The organism is Haloplanus salinarum (genome assembly GCF_009762275.1).
Taxonomy (GTDB): Archaea; Halobacteriota; Halobacteria; order Halobacteriales; family Haloferacaceae; genus Haloplanus; species Haloplanus salinarum.
The window spans coordinates 384,946-403,337 of the sequence record NZ_CP034345.1 but is presented as its reverse complement, the minus strand read 5'-3'; the positions used below and the strand labels follow the sequence as shown (position 1 = coordinate 403,337).

The 18,392-nt window shown below is 59.7% G+C and carries 17 protein-coding genes and 1 pseudogene; 11 read left to right on the top strand and 7 right to left on the bottom strand.

Annotated features, from left to right (window positions below; translation table 11 throughout):
• The first annotated feature begins 563 nt into the window (after positions 1–563).
• The 6 genes from EI982_RS03190 (at position 564) to EI982_RS03165 (ending at position 5,205) form a co-directional block, all read left to right on the top strand.
• Positions 564–1,592, top strand: coding sequence for a Cdc6/Cdc18 family protein (locus tag EI982_RS03190; RefSeq protein ID WP_157688105.1), 1,029 nt, complete (start codon positions 564–566; stop codon positions 1,590–1,592).
• A 137-nt stretch (positions 1,593–1,729) separates the two neighbouring features.
• Positions 1,730–2,395, top strand: a complete 666-nt coding sequence (locus EI982_RS03185; protein WP_157688104.1) for a helix-turn-helix domain-containing protein — start codon at positions 1,730–1,732, stop codon at positions 2,393–2,395.
• A gap of 13 nt (positions 2,396–2,408) precedes the next feature.
• Positions 2,409–3,095 (top strand): hypothetical protein, encoded by a 687-nt coding sequence (locus tag EI982_RS03180; RefSeq protein ID WP_157688103.1) that lies wholly within the window; start codon positions 2,409–2,411, stop codon positions 3,093–3,095.
• A gap of 210 nt (positions 3,096–3,305) precedes the next feature.
• Positions 3,306–4,241: a hypothetical protein gene (locus EI982_RS03175; RefSeq protein WP_394352060.1), complete on the top strand. Its 936-nt coding sequence runs from the start codon at positions 3,306–3,308 to the stop codon at positions 4,239–4,241.
• A gap of 2 nt (positions 4,242–4,243) precedes the next feature.
• Entirely contained in the window at positions 4,244–4,564 is a 321-nt protein-coding gene (locus tag EI982_RS03170) for a DUF8156 family protein (RefSeq protein WP_157691052.1), read from the top strand.
• The gene (locus tag EI982_RS03165) at positions 4,561–5,205 is read left to right on the top strand and encodes a ribonuclease H-like domain-containing protein (RefSeq protein WP_157688102.1); all 645 of its coding nucleotides are present in this window, start codon (positions 4,561–4,563) and stop codon (positions 5,203–5,205) included. The genes EI982_RS03170 and EI982_RS03165 overlap by 4 nt, the downstream gene beginning before the upstream one ends.
• A 188-nt stretch (positions 5,206–5,393) precedes the next feature.
• Here EI982_RS03165 and EI982_RS03160 read toward each other — a convergent pair whose 3' ends face one another.
• Complete coding sequence (locus tag EI982_RS03160; RefSeq protein WP_157688101.1) at positions 5,394–5,732, bottom strand: DUF8158 family protein; 339 nt, start codon at positions 5,730–5,732, stop codon at positions 5,394–5,396.
• Between the two features lie 323 nt (positions 5,733–6,055).
• Between EI982_RS03160 and EI982_RS03155 the strand changes: the two genes are divergently transcribed.
• Both EI982_RS03155 and EI982_RS03150 read left to right on the top strand, forming a co-directional pair.
• Entirely contained in the window at positions 6,056–6,196 is a 141-nt protein-coding gene (locus EI982_RS03155; protein WP_157688100.1) for a DUF2080 family transposase-associated protein, read from the top strand.
• Between the two features lie 3 nt (positions 6,197–6,199).
• Positions 6,200–7,456 (top strand): RNA-guided endonuclease InsQ/TnpB family protein, encoded by a 1,257-nt coding sequence (locus EI982_RS03150; RefSeq protein ID WP_157688099.1) that lies wholly within the window; start codon positions 6,200–6,202, stop codon positions 7,454–7,456.
• 85 nt (positions 7,457–7,541) lie between these two features.
• Here the strand turns inward: EI982_RS03150 and EI982_RS03145 are convergent, their stop codons facing one another.
• The gene (locus EI982_RS03145) at positions 7,542–8,030 is read right to left on the bottom strand and encodes a toxin-antitoxin system TumE family protein (RefSeq protein ID WP_233255276.1); all 489 of its coding nucleotides are present in this window, start codon (positions 8,028–8,030) and stop codon (positions 7,542–7,544) included.
• A complete protein-coding gene (locus EI982_RS03140; protein WP_211249138.1) occupies positions 8,027–8,638 on the bottom strand; it encodes a winged helix-turn-helix domain-containing protein in 612 nt (203 codons plus the stop codon). The genes EI982_RS03145 and EI982_RS03140 overlap by 4 nt, the downstream gene beginning before the upstream one ends.
• A gap of 297 nt (positions 8,639–8,935) precedes the next feature.
• Here EI982_RS03140 and EI982_RS03135 point away from each other — a divergent pair, with 297 nt between their 5' ends.
• Positions 8,936–11,086: a type B DNA-directed DNA polymerase gene (locus tag EI982_RS03135; protein ID WP_157688098.1), complete on the top strand. Its 2,151-nt coding sequence runs from the start codon at positions 8,936–8,938 to the stop codon at positions 11,084–11,086.
• Between the two features lie 657 nt (positions 11,087–11,743).
• Here the strand turns inward: EI982_RS03135 and EI982_RS03130 are convergent.
• Both EI982_RS03130 and EI982_RS03125 read right to left on the bottom strand, forming a co-directional pair.
• Complete coding sequence (locus EI982_RS03130) at positions 11,744–13,957, bottom strand: BamB-related PQQ repeat family beta-propellar protein (RefSeq protein WP_157688097.1); 2,214 nt, start codon at positions 13,955–13,957, stop codon at positions 11,744–11,746.
• A 131-nt stretch (positions 13,958–14,088) separates the two neighbouring features.
• A complete protein-coding gene (locus EI982_RS03125; protein ID WP_157688096.1) occupies positions 14,089–14,913 on the bottom strand; it encodes a hypothetical protein in 825 nt (274 codons plus the stop codon).
• 132 nt (positions 14,914–15,045) lie between these two features.
• Between EI982_RS03125 and EI982_RS03120 the strand changes: the two genes are divergently transcribed.
• Positions 15,046–15,591, top strand: coding sequence for a hypothetical protein (locus EI982_RS03120; protein WP_157688095.1), 546 nt, complete (start codon positions 15,046–15,048; stop codon positions 15,589–15,591).
• Between the two features lie 437 nt (positions 15,592–16,028).
• Here EI982_RS03120 and EI982_RS18650 read toward each other — a convergent pair whose 3' ends face one another.
• The gene (locus EI982_RS18650; protein ID WP_233255275.1) at positions 16,029–16,598 is read right to left on the bottom strand and encodes a halocyanin domain-containing protein; all 570 of its coding nucleotides are present in this window, start codon (positions 16,596–16,598) and stop codon (positions 16,029–16,031) included.
• Positions 16,599–17,212: 614 nt separating this feature from the next.
• On the opposite strand from EI982_RS18650, the gene EI982_RS18245 reads away from it, so the two are divergent.
• Positions 17,213–17,554, top strand: coding sequence for a HalOD1 output domain-containing protein (locus tag EI982_RS18245; RefSeq protein ID WP_199243713.1), 342 nt, complete (start codon positions 17,213–17,215; stop codon positions 17,552–17,554).
• Positions 17,555–17,702: 148 nt separating this feature from the next.
• On the opposite strand, the pseudogene EI982_RS18645 reads toward EI982_RS18245, so the two are convergent.
• Positions 17,703–18,250, bottom strand: a pseudogene (locus EI982_RS18645) (IS6 family transposase); the annotation flags it as partial.
• Between the last annotated feature and the right edge of the window lie 142 nt (positions 18,251–18,392).

The window sequence follows — 18,392 nt, the reverse complement described above, 5'->3', positions numbered from 1 at the left end:
CGACCCATTTCGGCCCGTTACCCGACTGGTGAACATGCACAGCAACGAATCTAAAAACTCCATCATCGACGGTATCCCTCCGCACGATTAAAAACGGTCTACGGTTTTGAAGGTACCTTTCTTGCGTGGACGAGCAAGGTAACGTCCCAAAGAACAGCGCACAGACCCGAGTACCTCCTACAGTTCGCGATCATCCGCATCGTGAACGAAAGAGAAACTGTTGACGCGCGGAACACGGCAGTATCGGTTCCTATCTGCTCCGAACGATCGACGGGGGTGTCAGAAGCCAGGATCGAATGTAGAGGGTTACCACTCGTCGAAACACATCGATAGAGCTGTGTCTCGGTGTTAACTAACAATGGATATTACCACCGCCATCTGTTGGTTAAAGACGCCGCGGTATTTCCGGAACTTCCGAAAAGCCCCCCTCTCCCCAGATCCACAAATTCCGTGAATTGAGTTCCTAACGAGCAGTATTTGATGACGGCACGATGGTATAACGGGTGCTTCCGGAAACCACCCGCACACGTTTTTGTGGATCGCATCGAAAACCTCTCTCGTCTATGATCCACGATGCTCGCGTCCTCCGGGCTGGGTTCGTCCCTCGAGAAGTCGAGCATCGCGACGCCGAAGTCAACCACCTTTCCAGCGTTCTCGAGCCCATCACGAACGGGGAACCAGCCGACACAGCCATCGTCACCGGGCCCAGCGGCGCCGGCAAGACCTGCATCTCGAAGTTCGTCACTGAACGGCTCCGCGAGGAGGTCCTCGACGTCCAGACGACCTACGTCAACTGCTGGCGAAACTACACCCGGTTCCGTACGCTCTACCAAATTCTCGACGACCTCGGCGCCACCATTGACATCCACCGACAGTCGACGCCCCACGACGAACTCGTCGATCGGCTTCAGCAGCACGACGGCCCGCGAACGGTGGTCATCCTCGACGAGGTCGACCAGCTGGAGGACCCCAGCGTCATTTACCATCTGCACAGCCTCCCACAGTTCGCAATCATCTGTATCGCGAACAAGGAAGAGGAGCTGTTCGGCCGCGTCGACGACCGCCTCGTGAGTCGGCTCCGTTCGAGCGAACACGTCCGGATGGACAAATATCACGACGAGCAACTTTTCGACATTCTGAGTGCGCGTGCGAAATGGGGGCTCGACGAGGACGTCATCACCGACGACCAGCTCTACCGGATCGCCGATGCAGCCGCCGGCGACGCTCGCCTCGCAATCGGCATCCTTCGAACAGCTGCCAGCAAGGCCGACCGCGAGAACCACGAGCACATCACCGACGGCATCCTCCTAGACGCCGCCGAGAATGCCCGAGCCCAGATCAAGCAGAAGAGTCTTGACTCGCTCACGCCGCACCAGCGCGTCGTCTACGATATCGTGCGGGAGCACGGTCCGGTCGGGCCGAGCGAGATCCACGAGCGCTATTCCGAGGAGGTCGATGACCCCCGGACGAAACGGACTGTTCGGACGTACCTTTCGAAGATGGCACAGTACAACCTTCTCGAAGCGGAGGGAACGAGTCGGGATCGAGAGTACTCGCTCGTCGATTCGGCAGCGGCGTCGCCGATGCAGTGACCGGAAAGGGTCGCGTACACACATCCCGCAGGTAGTCAATCTAGGCGGAAGTTCTATGTATTGGTATCTTGATAGAGATAGCTAGAAGCGAAAAACGACAGCGCGAGTAAGAGGCAATTTCAATAATGAATGAGTTAATGGATGCCACCGCTGCGAAAATTGTGTTAGCAGTCCAGCGTGGCGATTCTATCAACCGTATCGCGAGCAAGATCGACGTCTCGTACTCGTGGGTGTACGACTGGGTTGAGCGGTTAGATGATGCGGAGGTTATCGCTAATACCGATAATGGAATCCAGATCGTTGATCACGAGATGCGCCAGCAGTACGCCGAGATGATGGCTGCGTTGTACAGCCGCGACACCATCGCTCAGAAGGACGCGTACGTCATTCCACACTTCGCCGGAATGGAGTTCGCGTACACGGAAATTGACGCGGCATACGTCTGGACACACGGCGGCTTTCAAATCGCACGGAGCCACGACGACTATCCGGTGTTCATCGAAGTGCACGACCGTGACATCGAACGGTGGATTGCGTTCTTCGAGCAGTTTGGCGTCGACACGACGATCAACGAGCGCCCGGACGCCAGCGACGTCAACGGGAATGTTCACTATGTGTTGTTCCCGAAGACCAACGGTATCGACGCCGAGTGGGTCGACGGCAACCCCGCCATCCCGGTGGACGACGCCATCGACCAGATGATGGAGAACCGCCCGGCGTACGAGCCCGCCTTGGAGATTATCGCCGACGAGTACGACAGGGATATCGGTGCGTCGCACCACAGCGCGATGGGCACGACCTAACAGAGGCGATGAAATGAGTCTTGCCGAGCGCCAATCCGAACTTATCGACACACACCGCGCGGTACAGGACGCCGAACTGCCGTATGTTCTCGTTGGCGGCTGGGCAGTTTCCGCGTTCCAAACCCGGTTCACGACCGATATCGACACCGTGATCCCGGACACTACACTCGACGACTACGACACTCTCCTTCGTGACCTCGGATACGAGAAACAGTTCGAGCAGGATGTCTCGAACGAGTACGATGGTCGAATGATCCAGTACGCGAAACCGGTCGGAGAGAACGAAGTCAAGTTCGAGGCACTCGTGGATGCGATGGGGTGTCGACAGACGGACGCAGAGTGGTCATATCGCTATCTCCACGAACACAGTACGATCGAATCACTCGATGTCGCCGAAGGCCTCGACGGGCGAATCCCGGAACCGGCACTGTTGTTCGCGATGAAACTCCACAGCGGTCGGAAGGCCGATAGCCGTGACCTGGTCGTGATCAGTTTGCGTGCGGACTTCAACCGTATTGAGCGACACGTCCATCGTGGCGACCCCGAGAAGCTCAAGAGGCAGATCGAAATGGTGCTGGATCGACTCCAGCAGGAGGAGTTCGAAGACTCGTTCAAAGGTGTCTTCCGACAAGAAGAGCTGCCAGCAGACGCGATTAACAACCTTGTTTCGTTCCTGTCCGAGCAGCGAGATCAACTGTAAGATATTAACCAACAGGCGACACGGAGCACCAGTTTGTTGGTTAAGTAACCAGCGCCGTCTGAACCCGGTCCCTAGAAACGTTCTCGGAAACAGTCGGAACAGCCGCAGAAAGTCGACGACAGAGGATGGGGCAGTATCTGTCTCATGTCTTCCCTGAAACGCGGAAGCGACACGCCGCGGCTTATCGGGACCGTGGACGACTAATCGAGTATGGGTGAACACGCAACGTCGAACCGATTGGCGGTGGATCAGCCGACACGGGGCGCTGACCGCAATCGGTCCCTTGCTGACCAGGCCGATCCGGCTACGGACGAGATGCTGTTGCCGTCCCTCGACGACGGCATCACGCTGCTCGACGTCAAGGGAGGGCGCGGCGTCCCGATCCTGCAGTCGCTCGTACTCGACCATCTCCTCCTGCACAACGGGCCCGCCTTCTGGGTCGACGCAAATAGTCACGCGACGACGACGACACTCGCCCAGATCGCCCCTAGCCAGCGGTTGCTCGACCGAATCCGCGTGGCACGCGGATTTACCGCCTACCAGCACTACGGCGCCGTCTGTGATCTCCCGACGGCAGTGAACAAGTCGATCCAGATGTCCACCACCGACGCCGGGGCGGCCGGTCGAGGAGACCCGAGTCGTGACGAGGACACCTCTCACCACACGCCCGCCCTCATCGTCGCGCCGGCCGTCGACACCCAGTACCGCGCCGACGATACCCTCGGCGAGACCCACGCCAAAACCCTCCAGGCTCGAACGCTCACCCGATTGGCTTCCTACGCCGACGGGTACGACGTTCCGGTGCTCGTCACCCGGGCGCAGCGCGACGGCTTCACCGAACCGGTCGCGACGGTCGCCGACCACCACCTGGAGTGCGAGCAGACCCGGATGGGGCCGCGGATCGTCGGCGAGGACTTCGAGACGCTCGTCTATCCCGTCGACGACGGCGCGTACTACCAGACGACGTTCGCGTACTGGCGGCGGTTGCTCGCGGCGCGGGCCGCGCAGGTCGGCGTGGAACCGACGACGCCGGCGCCGACCCCGGAGGGCGTCGGAACGGGCGTCACAGCCGAGAATGAGACCGTGTCGGCCACCGCGGACCCCCTGCTCGATGCGTGGACGGCGAGCGGTTCGGGAGGGCGGTAGCGATGGGGCGCACGAACCCGACGTACCGAGACGCCCTCCGGGCCATCGAGGAGCGCTGGGCGGCGTTCCGCCGGGCACTGCGGCGTCGCGACCAGCCGCGATTCGACCGGCTGTTCGAGTACGCCCGCGAGCACGCCGACGCGAGCGGGCTGATGAACCACCAGAACCCGCTGTTGCCGGCGCTGCTCAGTATCGATATCGAACAGGAGGCTCGCCTCGACGACCACGAGGAACGCCTGGTGGAGCTCGAGCAACGGCTTTCGGAACCTGTGGGCGAACAGCAGCAATCGTCCGCCGACGGTGACACAGGAGGTGTGGAATGACCGGGTCGACGACGATTGCCTTCGATATCGAAACGACGGGATTTCAGGCCGATGATGAACTCACAGTAGTTGGGTTCGACTCGGCGGTCTCGTCGCGAGTGTTTCTCCATACCGAAACGGCACCACAAACAGGCCTCGCAGATCGGCTCAACGACACACTCCGGACACCGGTACAGCTCTCACACCATGACAGCGAACAGGAACTCCTGAACGAACTGGCGACGTTTGTCACATCGACACTCACCCAACGTGATGCAAAGCTCGTTGCGTACAACGGGGAGCGGTGGAACGGAGGGTTCGACCTTCCGTTCCTTCGCACACGGCTCTGTACGCACGGGATCGAGTGGCCGTTTGGCACGTTGCCATACGTCGACGTGATGGACGTCTTCGAGACACGCTTCAATACCAGTGAGGATACCTTGGATGGCGTCTATGGCGAACTGATTGGTTCACGGTTGAACAACCTCGATCCATTCGACGATAGTGGAACGGCAGTCACAGCCTGGGAAGAAGGCGCGTATGAACGCCTTCTCACGCACAACGTCGCCGATATCCGACGAACAAGAGCGCTGATGGAACTCGCAGAACGATATTGCTCGAAATCGGATTTCTCGATGAAGTCACTCGAGCCAATCGTTTGAGGTCGCGAGTGAACGACCCTACTCTTCTCGCTGATTGCGGTGATGGAGTGGAGTGCAATAGGGACGACCACGCTGATGAACGCCTACATCATGAGTCTACTAGTAGAGTAGCGCTGCAGACATGTATCACCAGCTGGATGCGCTCACCATTGCTGCGATCTACATCCACATACTGGGAGATTGCTTAGTCAGGGGTCAATCTGTGGTTCGCTGTTGAGCTCGCAGAGATATGCTATTGCGGCGACACCGACGTGGATTCCGTAGACGTAGTCATCGTCGCCGAATGCCTCTCGACCAGCCATTCGATGGGTTACTCCCTTGGTGAGTGATAGACGGATAGCCTCCTTGACGGCGGCTTCACCGGCGTATTCAACGGCGCCTCGAACGTACTCGTCGAAGTGACTATCTTGGTGGCCAGATGGCCGTGGATCAGCAGCTCGGTCAAGCGCGAGGGATACGACTTCTTCAATAAAAGGATGTACTGGATTGCCAGTGTTCTCTTGGACACGATACACCTCACCAGGCATGGTGATGAATACGTCAGGCCATGGTATAAGCCCAACCGGAGTATGTGGGACTCAAGCAAGGAGTTCGAGGATCAGCTTCGTAGGATCTGTTGCGTCGTTCTAACTGGGTTCCCTACTCGAGTGTCGGTCTGTTCCGTTCTGTGGGACCCATCGTAGGTCCTTAGCAGTCATTAGTCGCTAAGCCGCCGTCCTCAAGGGGTGACCATAGGGAGCGAGTAGGGCGGGGATACAGCGCCGCCATCATATCGTATACACTGTCCTGTTGCAGGCCCACAGGCCCACGACCGATACATTCATGTTGAAACAATGTCTAAACTCTGGTGATGGATAGACACGAAATCGAAGGCCACGAAGTCATCGAAGGCGAGGTCAAAGCCACTGGTAACGGTGCTCACGTGCTTGTCCCAAAGGACTGGCGTGGCGCAGACGTGAAAATCGTCCGAACAACGGAACCCAACGAGTAATCAATGCACTACGCCTACAGGTATCGCCTCCACCCTACAGAAGCCCAGCGAGAGACGCTGGACTATCACCGCGATACCTGTCGGCAACTGTACAACCACGCGCTCAACGAGTTCGAGCAAATCCCTGACTCAGCAGGAACGCTCAACCAGCGAGTGCGCCAAGTCCGCGACCAACTACCCAACCTCAAAGACTGGTGGAACGAGCTTACCGACCTGTACTCAACTGTCGCACAAGCTGCCGTGATGCGAATCGAAGATAGCATCAAAGCACTCTCACAACTCAAACAGAACGGGTACAACGTCGGGAGTCTCAATTGGAAGGCACCCAGCGAGTTCAGGAGTTTCACGTACATTCAATCCGGCTTCGAGTTCGACAAGAAGAACGGCCAGACCGTCCTCTCACTCTCGAAACTTGCTGACATTCCAATCAGCTACCACCGCGAAATTCCCGAGGATGTCACCATCAAAGAGGTCTGCATCAAGAAAGAACGGACTGGTGAATGGTACGCTTCCTTCGCTGTTGAAGGCAAAGAAGAGCCACCGAAACCAGCTAATCCTGACCGCTGTGTCGGGATTGACGTGGGCATCCTCAAATACGCTCACGACACGGACGGGCGTGCTGTCGGCTCACTCGACCTCCAAGACGAACGAGAACGCCTCACACGCGAACAACGGTCCCTCTCACGGAAACAGCACGGGTCGAACAACTGGGAGACACAACGGCTGAGAGTAGCTGAGTGTCACCAGCGAGTCAAGCGGAAACGCCACGACTTCCTGCACAAACTCTCGAACTATTACGCCACCGAGTACGACTTGGTGGCCGTCGAGAATTTGAACGTGAAGTCAATGCTGGAGTCGTCTGGAAACAGTCGGAATACTGCATCGTCAGCGTGGGATACGTTCACGACGATGCTTGCGTACAAGTGCAACCGTGAGGGCACGCACTTTGTTGAGGTAGAGCCAACAGGCACGACCAAAGAGTGCGCGTCGTGTGGTGTCGAGTCAGATAAACCACTGTGGGTGCGTGAACACTCGTGTCCTGCCTGTGGGTTCGGGATGGATAGAGATGCAAATGCCGCGATCAACATTTTGTCGCGCGGTTTCGAGAAGCTAGGACTGGGACAGTCCGAAGACACAACGCCTGTGGAGACTGCGCTCCCTATGTTCACATCGTCGGGCACTTCCGAGGTTGTGGATGTAAAGCGCGTCGTGGAAACAGGAAGCCCCACCCTCAAGGAAGCCGCGTCAGCGGCTGAGTAGGGTGGGGTAGTTCACCGTACCGTTGTAGGTTGCGAAATGCGTTGTAGCCGGGTTGGAAGTGTAGGATTCTTCCCTGCATTCTCGTCTACGGCGGATTTTCTGCGTCGTTGAGCCCTTCGAAGCTTCCGTTCGTGTAGGCGTAGCGCCACCGTTGGAGAATCGCTCGCGTGACCAGTGGGGCCTCACGCACAGTGATACAAGATGGCTCAACAGGACGACTTGGAGCATCAGGTGGTGGATGAAAGTGTCGTGTCGGTGCATCCGGTTTCGGATGACAGTCGAATCGAAAATCCCGCCCCTGGGTGTCCGTGTAGTGCACAGCGTAGTTCCCAGCCAAGCTCCACCGAATATCTATACGCGCTGTTGATGCCGCTTCAACGCCGTCAGACAGGTCAACCGAAAGCGTCTGTGGGTTCAGGGGATCGTCCAGTGAAGCCTCCTCAACCAGCGGCTCTTGATTGATGACCAGATCTCGGATCTCTCGTAACGCTCCGGCATCGATCGGTCCGAACACCTCTGCCTGTTCGGCTGGCTGACTATCCTGAGAAGGTTCCACATCCTCGTCGCCGGTCATACGACGATCGATGAGTCACTGTTACCATCGTCGTCAGTATTGGTGCCAGTGAGATGACCGGTGCGGGTTGCCTCAGCAATCGCGAGTGTCGCTTGTGCCAAGGCGAGGTTGCGGCGAGTGGTTTGCCATTCTCTGAGCAGCGCACCTTGGTCGCTGTCGGTGTCTTCGATGTCCAGTTCCCGAGCGAGTTCCTCGGGTGAGTCAACATCGTATTCGGTACGCCAGTCCTGAATCTGTGCTTTCAGCTCGGCGATGCCAGATGCGATCTCTTCGGGTGTTCGTTCCGCAAGTAGCGACTGTGCATGCTCGGTGACGATACCCGTTTCTGACCGGCGGTACAGCGTCGTCTGGCCGTCCTGTGCTGTCGTCACTTCACCGGAATCCATGAGCGTCCGCAGGTGCTTTCGTGCGGTCGTCGGCGAGACACGAGCACGATCAGCAATCTGTGCTGCAGACGTCGGATCGTAAGTCCGGCGAATGATTCCATAGACTCGTTCGAAGGGCGTCGTGTCCTCAACCCATTCCTCTTCGACCACGTCGTTTATGTCACGTTGTTCGGCACCGCCGTCAGGACGTACTCGGTTGGGTGGGGTCGTCTCCTCAGACATCATATGCTAACCCACGGAAGGCAAGTATAATAATTCTCGGGCCAGTATATTGGTTTGTAATCCATCGGAACACGGAGTGTCTTCACCAACCATTTTAACCAACAAATACGACTATTCCAGAACTGTTGGTTAAGCCGAGATTCCGGAAGTCATCTTGGAAAAGACCACAGACACGCAAAATAGGACAAATACCCCGGTAGCGATGTCTTCGAAGTCGTCCTCTGAATTATGGAAACACCACGCCACGGCTTATCTAGGACTGAACCGTTTCGTTCAATCGAGACGTGACAATCCCAAATGCCGTTCACAATCGATATCTTAGACGACGACCGCGTCTTGGAGTGGGAGGCAACCGCCGACGGCGCCGTCGTGACCGAGCGCGATGACTACACGCCACGCTTCTACGTCGCCGCTCGCGACCCTGATGCCGACCTCGACCTCACGACCATCCAGTCCGTGTACGACCAGCACCCGGACGTCGTCACGACCGAGATGGTTACGCGACGCCCCGGCTTTCGACGGGACGAGGAGACCGTTCTCGCGGTCGACGTCGCCCACATCGACCGCGTCACCCCACTCGCCCGGCAAGCGCGCCAACTGTCGGACCATCCAGTCGGGGATCTCGTCTGCTTCAACGTCGACTTCTCGCGGGAGTTCCGGTACTGTCTGGAGACCGGCGTCGATCCGACGCCGGCGAGCGAACTGTCGACGCTCCGGCTCGGCGTCCCGGTGACCGAAACGAGCGACGACGTCTACGGGGAGGTGTCCGTCGCCGGCGACACCGTCACCGGCTCGCCGACGGATATCCTGACCGCCGTCCAAGGGGTGCTCGACGCACACGATCCGGACGTCCTGGTCTGCTCGACGAGCGAAATCGTTCCGACCCTGTACGAGATGGCGACCGAGGCCGGTGTCGACGACTTCTCGCTGAGCCGGTGGCCCGACGTCGACTACCAGCAGCTCGCGAGCCGGTCGACGTACTCGAGCTACGGTCGCGTCGGTCACTCTCCGGCGCGGTACAACGTACCCGGCCGCGTGATCGTCGACGAGTCGAACACGTTCTTCTACGGGGAGACGAACCTCGACGGCGTCCTCGACCTCGTGTCGCGCTCGAAAAAGCCCGTCCAGGAGCTCGCGTGGGCATCGATCGGGAACGTCCTCACGGCGATCCAGATCTGCGAGGCCCACGACCGCGGCGTCCTCGTCCCCTGGAACTCCTGGCGCCACGAGTTCTACAAGCCGATGGGGACGCTCCACGACGCCGACCGCGGCGGCTTCATCTTCGCGCCCGAGGTCGGCCGCCACGAGAACGTCCACGAACTCGACTTCTCCTCGTTGTATCCGAACATCATTCGTACCCGGAACGTCTCGCCGGACGTCATCCGGTGTGACTGCCACAGCGACCGCGACGACGTCCCCGGGCTCGGATACTCGATCTGCGACGAGCGGGGCTACCTCGTCGACGTGCTACAGCCGATCATCGACGCGCGCGACGAGATCAAGGCGGCCATCCGTCGCGAGAAGGAACGGGACGACCCCGACGAGGATCGACTGACGGAACTCGAAGGGCGGTCGGGAGCGTTGAAGTGGATCCTCGTCGCCTGCTTCGGGTATCAGGGATTCAGCAACGCGAAGTTCGGCCGCATCGAGTGCCACGAGGCAATCAACGCGTTCGCTCGCGAGATTCTGCTGACGGCGAAAGGGCGGCTGGAAGCCGGCGGCTGGCGGGTCGTCCACGGCATCGTCGACTCCATCTGGGTGACCCCGGACCCTGACGTCGACGACGATGACCGCGATGACCTCGAGATGCTCGCGACGGCGATCACGGAGGACGTCGAGATTCGACTCGAACACGAAGCCCACTACGACTGGGTGGCGTTCGTGCCGCGACGGGAGAGCGACGCCGGCGCGCTGACGAAGTACTTCGGCAAAGTGGCTGGCGACGGCGGGTTCAAGATCAGAGGGATCGAAGCCCGGCAGCGCTCGACCCCACCGTTCGTCGAGGCGGTCCAGCGGGACTGTCTCGAACGGCTCGACGCGACTCGATCCCCGGACGCCGTACTCGACCGTCTTCAGGACGCGATCAAGCGCCTCCACGCTGGGACGGTGCCGGTCGAGCAACTCGTCGAACGGAATCGTGTCTCCAAGCCGCTGGAGGGGTATACGCAGAACACGCGGAACGTGGCCGCGTTAAAGCGGGCTCGGGAGCAGGACCTCGCCGTCCACCCGGGACAGGATATCGAGTACGTGGTCGTCGACGACGAAAAGACCTCGCGAGAGCGGGTTGCATTAGTTCACGAGGAGATCGGGTCGTACGATGCGTCGTACTACGAGACGCAACTCGTCCGGGCGATAGGGAGTCTCCTCTCTCCGTTTGGGTGGGATCGAACGGACATTCAACAGGAACTCTCGGGGGTCTGTGAGCCGGAGCTAACCGATTTCGGGTGACCGCGCAGCGAGTGATTTCAACATGGATTCACGGTCACCCTCCCCGTCATCGATGTGTAAAACCATGGGGAGAGGGAGTTAGAGAGCACGGCAATAGCGCCGCGGGTACGATAGTCGCTGTCGGACGATACTGAGACCGCTACATCGCTCCCAGTTGATTTTCGTTGTCGCCACGATACAGTGTCACACCACGAACAAGAACAGGATCGTAACTGCTGTCCCGGCGATACCGACTATCACTACGGTGCCGACGGCTATTCCGTCGGAGCCACTGATCCTCTCGGCCCAAGCCAATCCCATCAGGCCAACGGTCCCAAGAGAGATGAGGACGACGCCGACGGCTCCGACGGAACCAAACTCGGCGGCACGACCGCGATCGATACCGCGGCTTCATGTCGTCGGATCAAAACTTCTTCGCCGAGCAACTGTTCGAGATTTGCGGGTGTGGTGACCGCACGGCCGGAGAGGGACAACGGCGTTCCACATCGAGAACCGACTAGTAGATACGAGTCTGCGGTCGACCAGCAATCAGTGCCGATTCGCCGAATCGAACTTCTCGGTGTCTGATACGATTGTGGAGGGCTACTGCATACAGCGCGCGAGTTGATTAGGGGACGATCACCGCTCGACACGGGGCTGCTGACAGGGTGACGTACCTCACTGGGGCGCTGGACCGAGGGCGTACACGGTCCCGGACTCCCCGCCGGCGAACAGGTAGTCGTCAGCAATCGCTGGCGGCGTCGTCAACGGTGCATCGTACGTCCACGAGATAGTTCCATCACTCGGGTCGAGTGCGAGGAGACCCGTCTCGTACCCGATTCCGTAGAGCATCTCGTCACCGATGACCAGGAGCAAGTCCCCGCCGACAGCAGTTTGCCAGCGTCCGGTTCCATCGCTCGCGTCGAACGCGTAGACGGTATCGTCCCCGGACGTGTACACCGTTCCCTCGCGGGCGACAGGTGGCCGATTGGACTCGCCAGTGGGGGTGGCCCACTGTTCCGTTCCCTCGGCCGAATCGAACGCCCGCAACGATGATCCCATGTGAACGAGGACGGTGCCGTCGACGAGTATCGGTGGAGATTGGACGACCCGTTGCTCGGTGGATGTGACCTGCCACAGTTCGCTTCCGTCGGACACGTCGAATGCCCTGAGATCACCGTTTGCGCCAGTGTATACGGCGGCGTCGTCGGCCGCGGTTTTCAGGGCGATGAATCGTGTCCCACCGGCCTGTTCGACGTCGGCGCGCCACGCCTCCGTCCCGTCGGCGGCGTCGACGGCGGTTAGCGTCGGCGAGAAGTTTCCGACGTAGACGGTTCCGCCATGGAGGGTCGGCGACTGAACCTGCCCTCCGACGTCGAACGTCCACCGTTCGGTCCCGTCGGACACGTCGAACGCGTACAGGGTTCCTTCCATGGTCCCGACGTAGACGGTGTCTTCGTCGACTGCCGGCGTCGTGCGAATGTGCCCATCCGTTCGAGCGGACCAGCGGATTGCTCCCGTGTTGGCCGCCAGTGCGTAGAGGTAGTTGTCGTCGCTGCCGACGAACACGGTGTTGCCGACGACTGCTGGCGGCGAGACGTTCTCGGTGGTTCCGAACCGCCATCTGACCGAGCCATCGACCAGATCGAGTCCCGTCACACCGGTCGACACCACCCCGTCCGTCACCGCAGGGGTCACGCCACCGCTGTCCGTCGCCCAGCGACGATCACCGGTTGTGGCATCGTAGGCGTGGAGTGGTCCGCCAAGGCCGACGACGACGTCGTCGTCCGCGACGACGAGGGGGATATGTCGGGGCGGCCCACTGGTGAAGTTGTACGTTTCCGTAATCCCAGTTCGCCACTCCACGCTCCCGTCGGCGGGCGCCAGGGATAGTACAGCAGCAGTGAACCGTTCTGTATCCGTCGGTACTGCAGTGGGCGTGTCGGTGCTCTCCGAACGTGGCGTCTCGGTTCGGGGGCCGGCGTCGTCGGTGAGGGTGGTAACGTACACTGCGTCGAGTGTCACCTCCGGCGACGCAGCGACCGGGGCGTCCGTTTGACGCTGCCACTGTCGGTCCCCACCGTCGGCGGCGAGTGCGACAACACGCGTCCCCACGCCGAGATAGACGTTCCCGTGTCCGAGAGCGGGGGCAAACGTCGGCTCGGGACCGACGGAGGCACGCCACTTGCGCCGTCCGGTCTGGGCGGCGAAGGCGATCACGCTCCCCGACGCGAGGCCAACTGTGACGACATCCTCACCGACGCCGGGGGGTGTCACCGCAGGTTCGTCCAGCGGTTGTCGCCACGCTGTCGTCCCCTCCCCGAGCAGAATCGCTCGAATCCGAGACTCCGTCGCGACCACGACCCGACCGTCATCTACTGCGAGTCCGACCGCTGGGTCTTCGAGCGGGAGAGTCCAGCGTCGTTCGCCGGTCTGGCCCCCGATCCCGAGCAACTTCTGGTCGGCGGCGGCAACGATCGTTTCCGCCATGGCTACCGGGGCGACGTCCGTGTTTACGCGCTGTGATCCGCTCCACAGGACCCTGCCGTCCTCAGCATCCCGGGCGTAGAGGGTCCCGCTTCGCGTCACGACGACGAACGTACCGGCAGCGGCCGCTGGTGCGGTCGCAGGCGCTCCGGCAGTCGTCGTGCGAGTCCAGTACTCGACTGGCTCGTGGATCGGTCCCGGGTCGTCGATGGCACCGGTGTTACCCGCGTCGTGCTGATACTCCCGCCAGGTTCCGTTGAGGGGGGCTAGCTCACCCGAAGGCGAGGTAGTTGTGGGACCTGTTCCCGTCGGGGTGTTGGTCCCCGCGTTCTGCGACTCGGTGCCACAGCCAGCGAGGGATCCGACACCTGCCGCACAGAGTGCGAGATACCTGCGACGGTCCATAGGTCGTGTCGTGACGACGGCTAAAAGTATTTTCAGATGAATATAATGCTCGTTTGACTATCCGAGGGAGTCGGGTGGAGACACGTTGGCTGTAGGCGGTAGTTGGAGCACGCCGCCAGTCGCCACGACCGTCAGCAGGCGTTCGTCGTGCCCGTTGCGTTCGTCTCCTCGTCGGTTGCCCACGCTGGCCGCTCGAGGGACGGGGAAGTGTCGTCGAAGGCAAACGTCGTTCGTGACTCCGTCGAACTGGAGTGCAGCACCGTGGATAGCACGTAGTGAGCATACGTCTCGCCCCGTGTCTCCGTCCACGAGACGTTCGCCGAGGTGACCGTCCCCGTCTCGTCATCGACACGGACGGTCCCCGAGGCGTCGGTGAGCCGGTACACGACGCGACTCTCGTACCAGCCGGATTGTGGCTCGTACGTCGTCACGCCCGTCGAGTCCGTCTCCGTCGTCTCGTATGCGGCCACCCGGAGGTTGTTGACGAAGACCGATGCCGTTCCGGACACCGGCTCCGACGCGGAGGTCGTCTCGGACGTGGTGACGAACGTCACGCAGTTTCCCGCCCGGGATTCACGGAGGATGGTCCGATCCTCGTCCTCGGTGAGTCGCGCTCGACGCTGCTCGGCGGCATCGACTCCCTCGACGGTGAGCCGCCGGTAAATCGGCCCGCTCGGGGGATGATATTCTTCGGAGACGACGCCGTCGTCGACCACCTTTTGATACCAGGCACCGTCGGTGGTCACGGCGCCATCGAACGCGAGCCGTGTCTCCCCCTCGACGGCGATGCGTCCTGTCGCGCTGAACGCGTCCGCATCGCCGACTGTGAAGCGTTCGCCAGCGGAGTTCGCCGTGTCTGGTGAAGACGTGGTGAACGGATACAGGACGGACAGGACGAGCCCGAAACACACCACTGCGAGCACCCCGATCGTGAGACCTGCTGTACGTTCCCGCATTCTTGCGTGCCCGAGTTACCGGGAGATAGCTATTAAACGGCGTGGCTCGCACCAGCTCGTTCTTTGAGGGATGTGAACCCGACGATAGAACGACGAGCCACTAATTTATAGCTGTGGTCACCATGCCGACATATGCGAGAATACGATCAAGCAATCGGACGGATTGCGGCGTGTTGTTCGGCCGTCGGAGCGAGGTTTCGAGGGTTTCGGAACCAGCATGGCCAACAACTGATCGAAGTCAATCACCGGAACGGCCTGTTCACGCTGGTAACGTCGCCGAACGATGGATACTTCCGAGCGATCTCGATCCGAAAACTTTCGAATATCGAGGATTTCGACATCACGCGTAGTGAACCCATCGTCGACGTCGAAAACGAACTGACGGACCTGTTTGACGAACTCCAAACGGCCAATATCCGTATCGAATACTTGACTAAAACTGACGAATCGACGGGAGTCGAATATTTCGACGGATACCAGACGACCAAGCCACTGTATGTGTTCGAGGACGGATTCGGCGCGAAAGCGTTCGACGAGTCACTGGCTGAACTCGATCAGATCAGCCGAAAAGCGTTCAACCGAACCATCCAGCAGTTGGATATCGATATCGATCGACCGGAGGAGACCGCTGGAAGCGAAGAACAGCCTCAGGAATCCTACGGCCGAGCGTTTCATTAATGTCCGAGGGCTTCCGATCTATTCGGAGTAGTTCTGCGTCATATCGTCATGAATCGAGCTACAGACTACGGTGGGCCAGGATAGACGCCGAAGAGGGCGGCGCTGGTCTTCCAGAACCTATCTCGATCCGCTGGATCGGTCGTTTTCGTCGACGAAGACGTGACTCCCTCACCGGAGACGTACGTACCGGTTCGCCCATCGAATTCCGGGGCCGTGACGAGTTTGTAGAGCCGCCGTGTGCCTCCCCGTCGAGTGGTCCCGATGCTAGGGCTGATCGCCGTCGGCTGGGATCTTTATCGACGGGGAGCCTGAACCCTTCATAGTCAACGACCCCGCCCCGACGCTCGCTACGTTCGAAGACGGGGATTCCGCGCTACCGTATCAGTTGAAACTCCCGTGCCGTCTCACTCGTCCCTGTCTCGATGAGATGGCAACAGTCATTCGACGATAATCGCTCCTTTCTGGCCGAGTGCTCTGTGGGGTTGACAGGCGTAGCGATACGTTCCGGACTGCTCGAACGTGTGTTGGAAGTTGACACCGGATTCGTGGGTCACCTGCCCGGAGTGGATGTCGGCGTTCAGGAACACCACGTTGTGCCCCCCGCCGCTTCCGGTCCACTTCCACTCGACCGTCGTGCCCGTCGAGATCTTCAGGACTGGCGGGTCGAAGGCGAGATGCCCCCTGTTGCCTCGTGACCCGACGGTGACGCTCGCCACGTCGGAACCGGTTCGATCGACCACCGTGCCGTCGAAGTTACTGCTGTCGACGACCCACATGTCGACGGTCTGGTTCCCCGTCGACGGCGGTTCTCGAACGATCACGGCGCCACGCATTCCCTCCTCCCGGTGCGGTTCCGAGACGAACGGATACGTTCCCGGTTCCTCGAAGATGTAGTGATAAGCCGTCCCCGGTTGGGCGTTCGGTCGACCGCTGTCGAACGTCCCACCAAGCGCGACGACGTTGTGGAGGCCGCCGTGACCGGTCCAGTCCCAGGTCACCTTCGTCATGGGAGCGACTTCGATCACTGGGGGATCGAACGACAACCCGTCCTCGACCGGGTGGCCGACGTCGATGGTCGGTTGGGCGCCAGGCCCGTATCGAGGCGTCTCTTCTCGGTACCCGTTGGCATTCGTCAGCCAGTCGTCGGTCGACTCGGGTGGCGTCAGAGTCGCCTCTGTGGCGGTCGTCGCCGTGGTTTCGGGAGTGGTCGTACTTGTCGGCGATGTGGTGTTCGGAGTGTTTGCTCTGCGATTTGTTGTGCTACAACCGGCGACCGCTACGATACCAGCGATAGCGGTACTACGGAGGATGTGTCTGCGGGTTGGGGACCGTTGCATTGCGGTTCGTAAGTCGGGAGAACGTCAAACCAACGCCGATGATGCTTCCCCAGTACTGGGAGTACCCCCATACCTACATATGTCGGAGAGATGTAGTTTCATGGTTCAGTGGCTCCGTTGAAATCCTTGGAACCTGATCGAACTGGCGTGCTGAATACAGCGCGCGAATGCAACACGGGGTCGGTGGGGAGTAGCACGGACGGGCGACATGCTACGGAACCAATCGGGATCATGTCGGTCTTTCACACAGTACTCTAATAAGCTATCATCCCTCAGAAGGAAGTATGAATCCAGGAAATCTAACTATTTATCGCGGGTGTACGCCAGTTCTCGATTCTCGTTACGAGGAAGACGGATCACGAACGCCGGCGGAGGCAGTCGTCGAAGCCGTAGCGGAAGCGGCCGATGTTGATCCATTGGAACTGCCACCTTTGCACGACTGCGTCGAACCCGATGCTCTAAATAAACTCTTCCAGCATCAGGGTGGTTCCGGTACTACCGAGACCGTCCTCAGTTTCAAGATGAAGAACTGGAATGTCTTTATCCGCGACGATGGGTGTATCCGCGTGTGTGACGGCACCCGGCCTACTGACCCGACACCCGTTTTCACCTCTCCGACAGTGTGAACTACCCCACCCTACTCGCTCACGGCTTTCGCCGTTCGCTCCTTGAGGGTAGGGGCTTAGCGCCTATATCCAGCTAAACAGCACCGAACGATCCGCTAGAAGGGTGGTCGTTCGGTGAGAGGAAACCACGTTCGAGCTGCGGTAGCGTTCAGAGTCGCTGATTCCATGCGAAGGCGGATGCTCGTGGCCAGCTTTCGGCGGTATTCGGTTCGACGTGATCGGACGTATTTGAAATTTGATTATTTCTTTATTTTATTTTACAAAGGACACGTTCGACGGCATGCCGATGCCCGCGGCGTTCATACTGGAATCGGAGCCCTGAGCGGTGGCAAGCAACCACGGTACTTGATCAACGAAAACGATCGCGTCGACGACGTGTTTCCCGTGAAGTTCAGGGGGGAATATCTCGGGTAGCGCCCGTGATCTCGTCGGAACTAGTCGGATGCGGAGCCGGACGATCGGTGTCGGAGTCGACGGGGGCGTACAGCCAATATCGTTCATCACCGTTTCAGCAACCGTAACATGATTCGGATCAGCACCGTCCGTCGGCCGTAAATCAGGCTTCTGCATCTAGCCGTGAGTGGTAGAACGACAACGCTCGGCACCGACTCTTAAAAAATCAATAATGTATGTGAGAATGGTAATTCCGCCAAACGGAGCGGGATTCATCGCCGGCTCGGGTGTCGCCTCACGCTCGGGAAGACCCTACTCGAAGGGGGTCGTTACTACCGATGAGACGGACGGTTTCTTCCATGCTGTCGAAATTCACCTCGCCCTATCCTTGAACCTTATCCGAACACCGCCTCGCTGTGTTGTTCAGTTTGTATCGGGTCTCAAG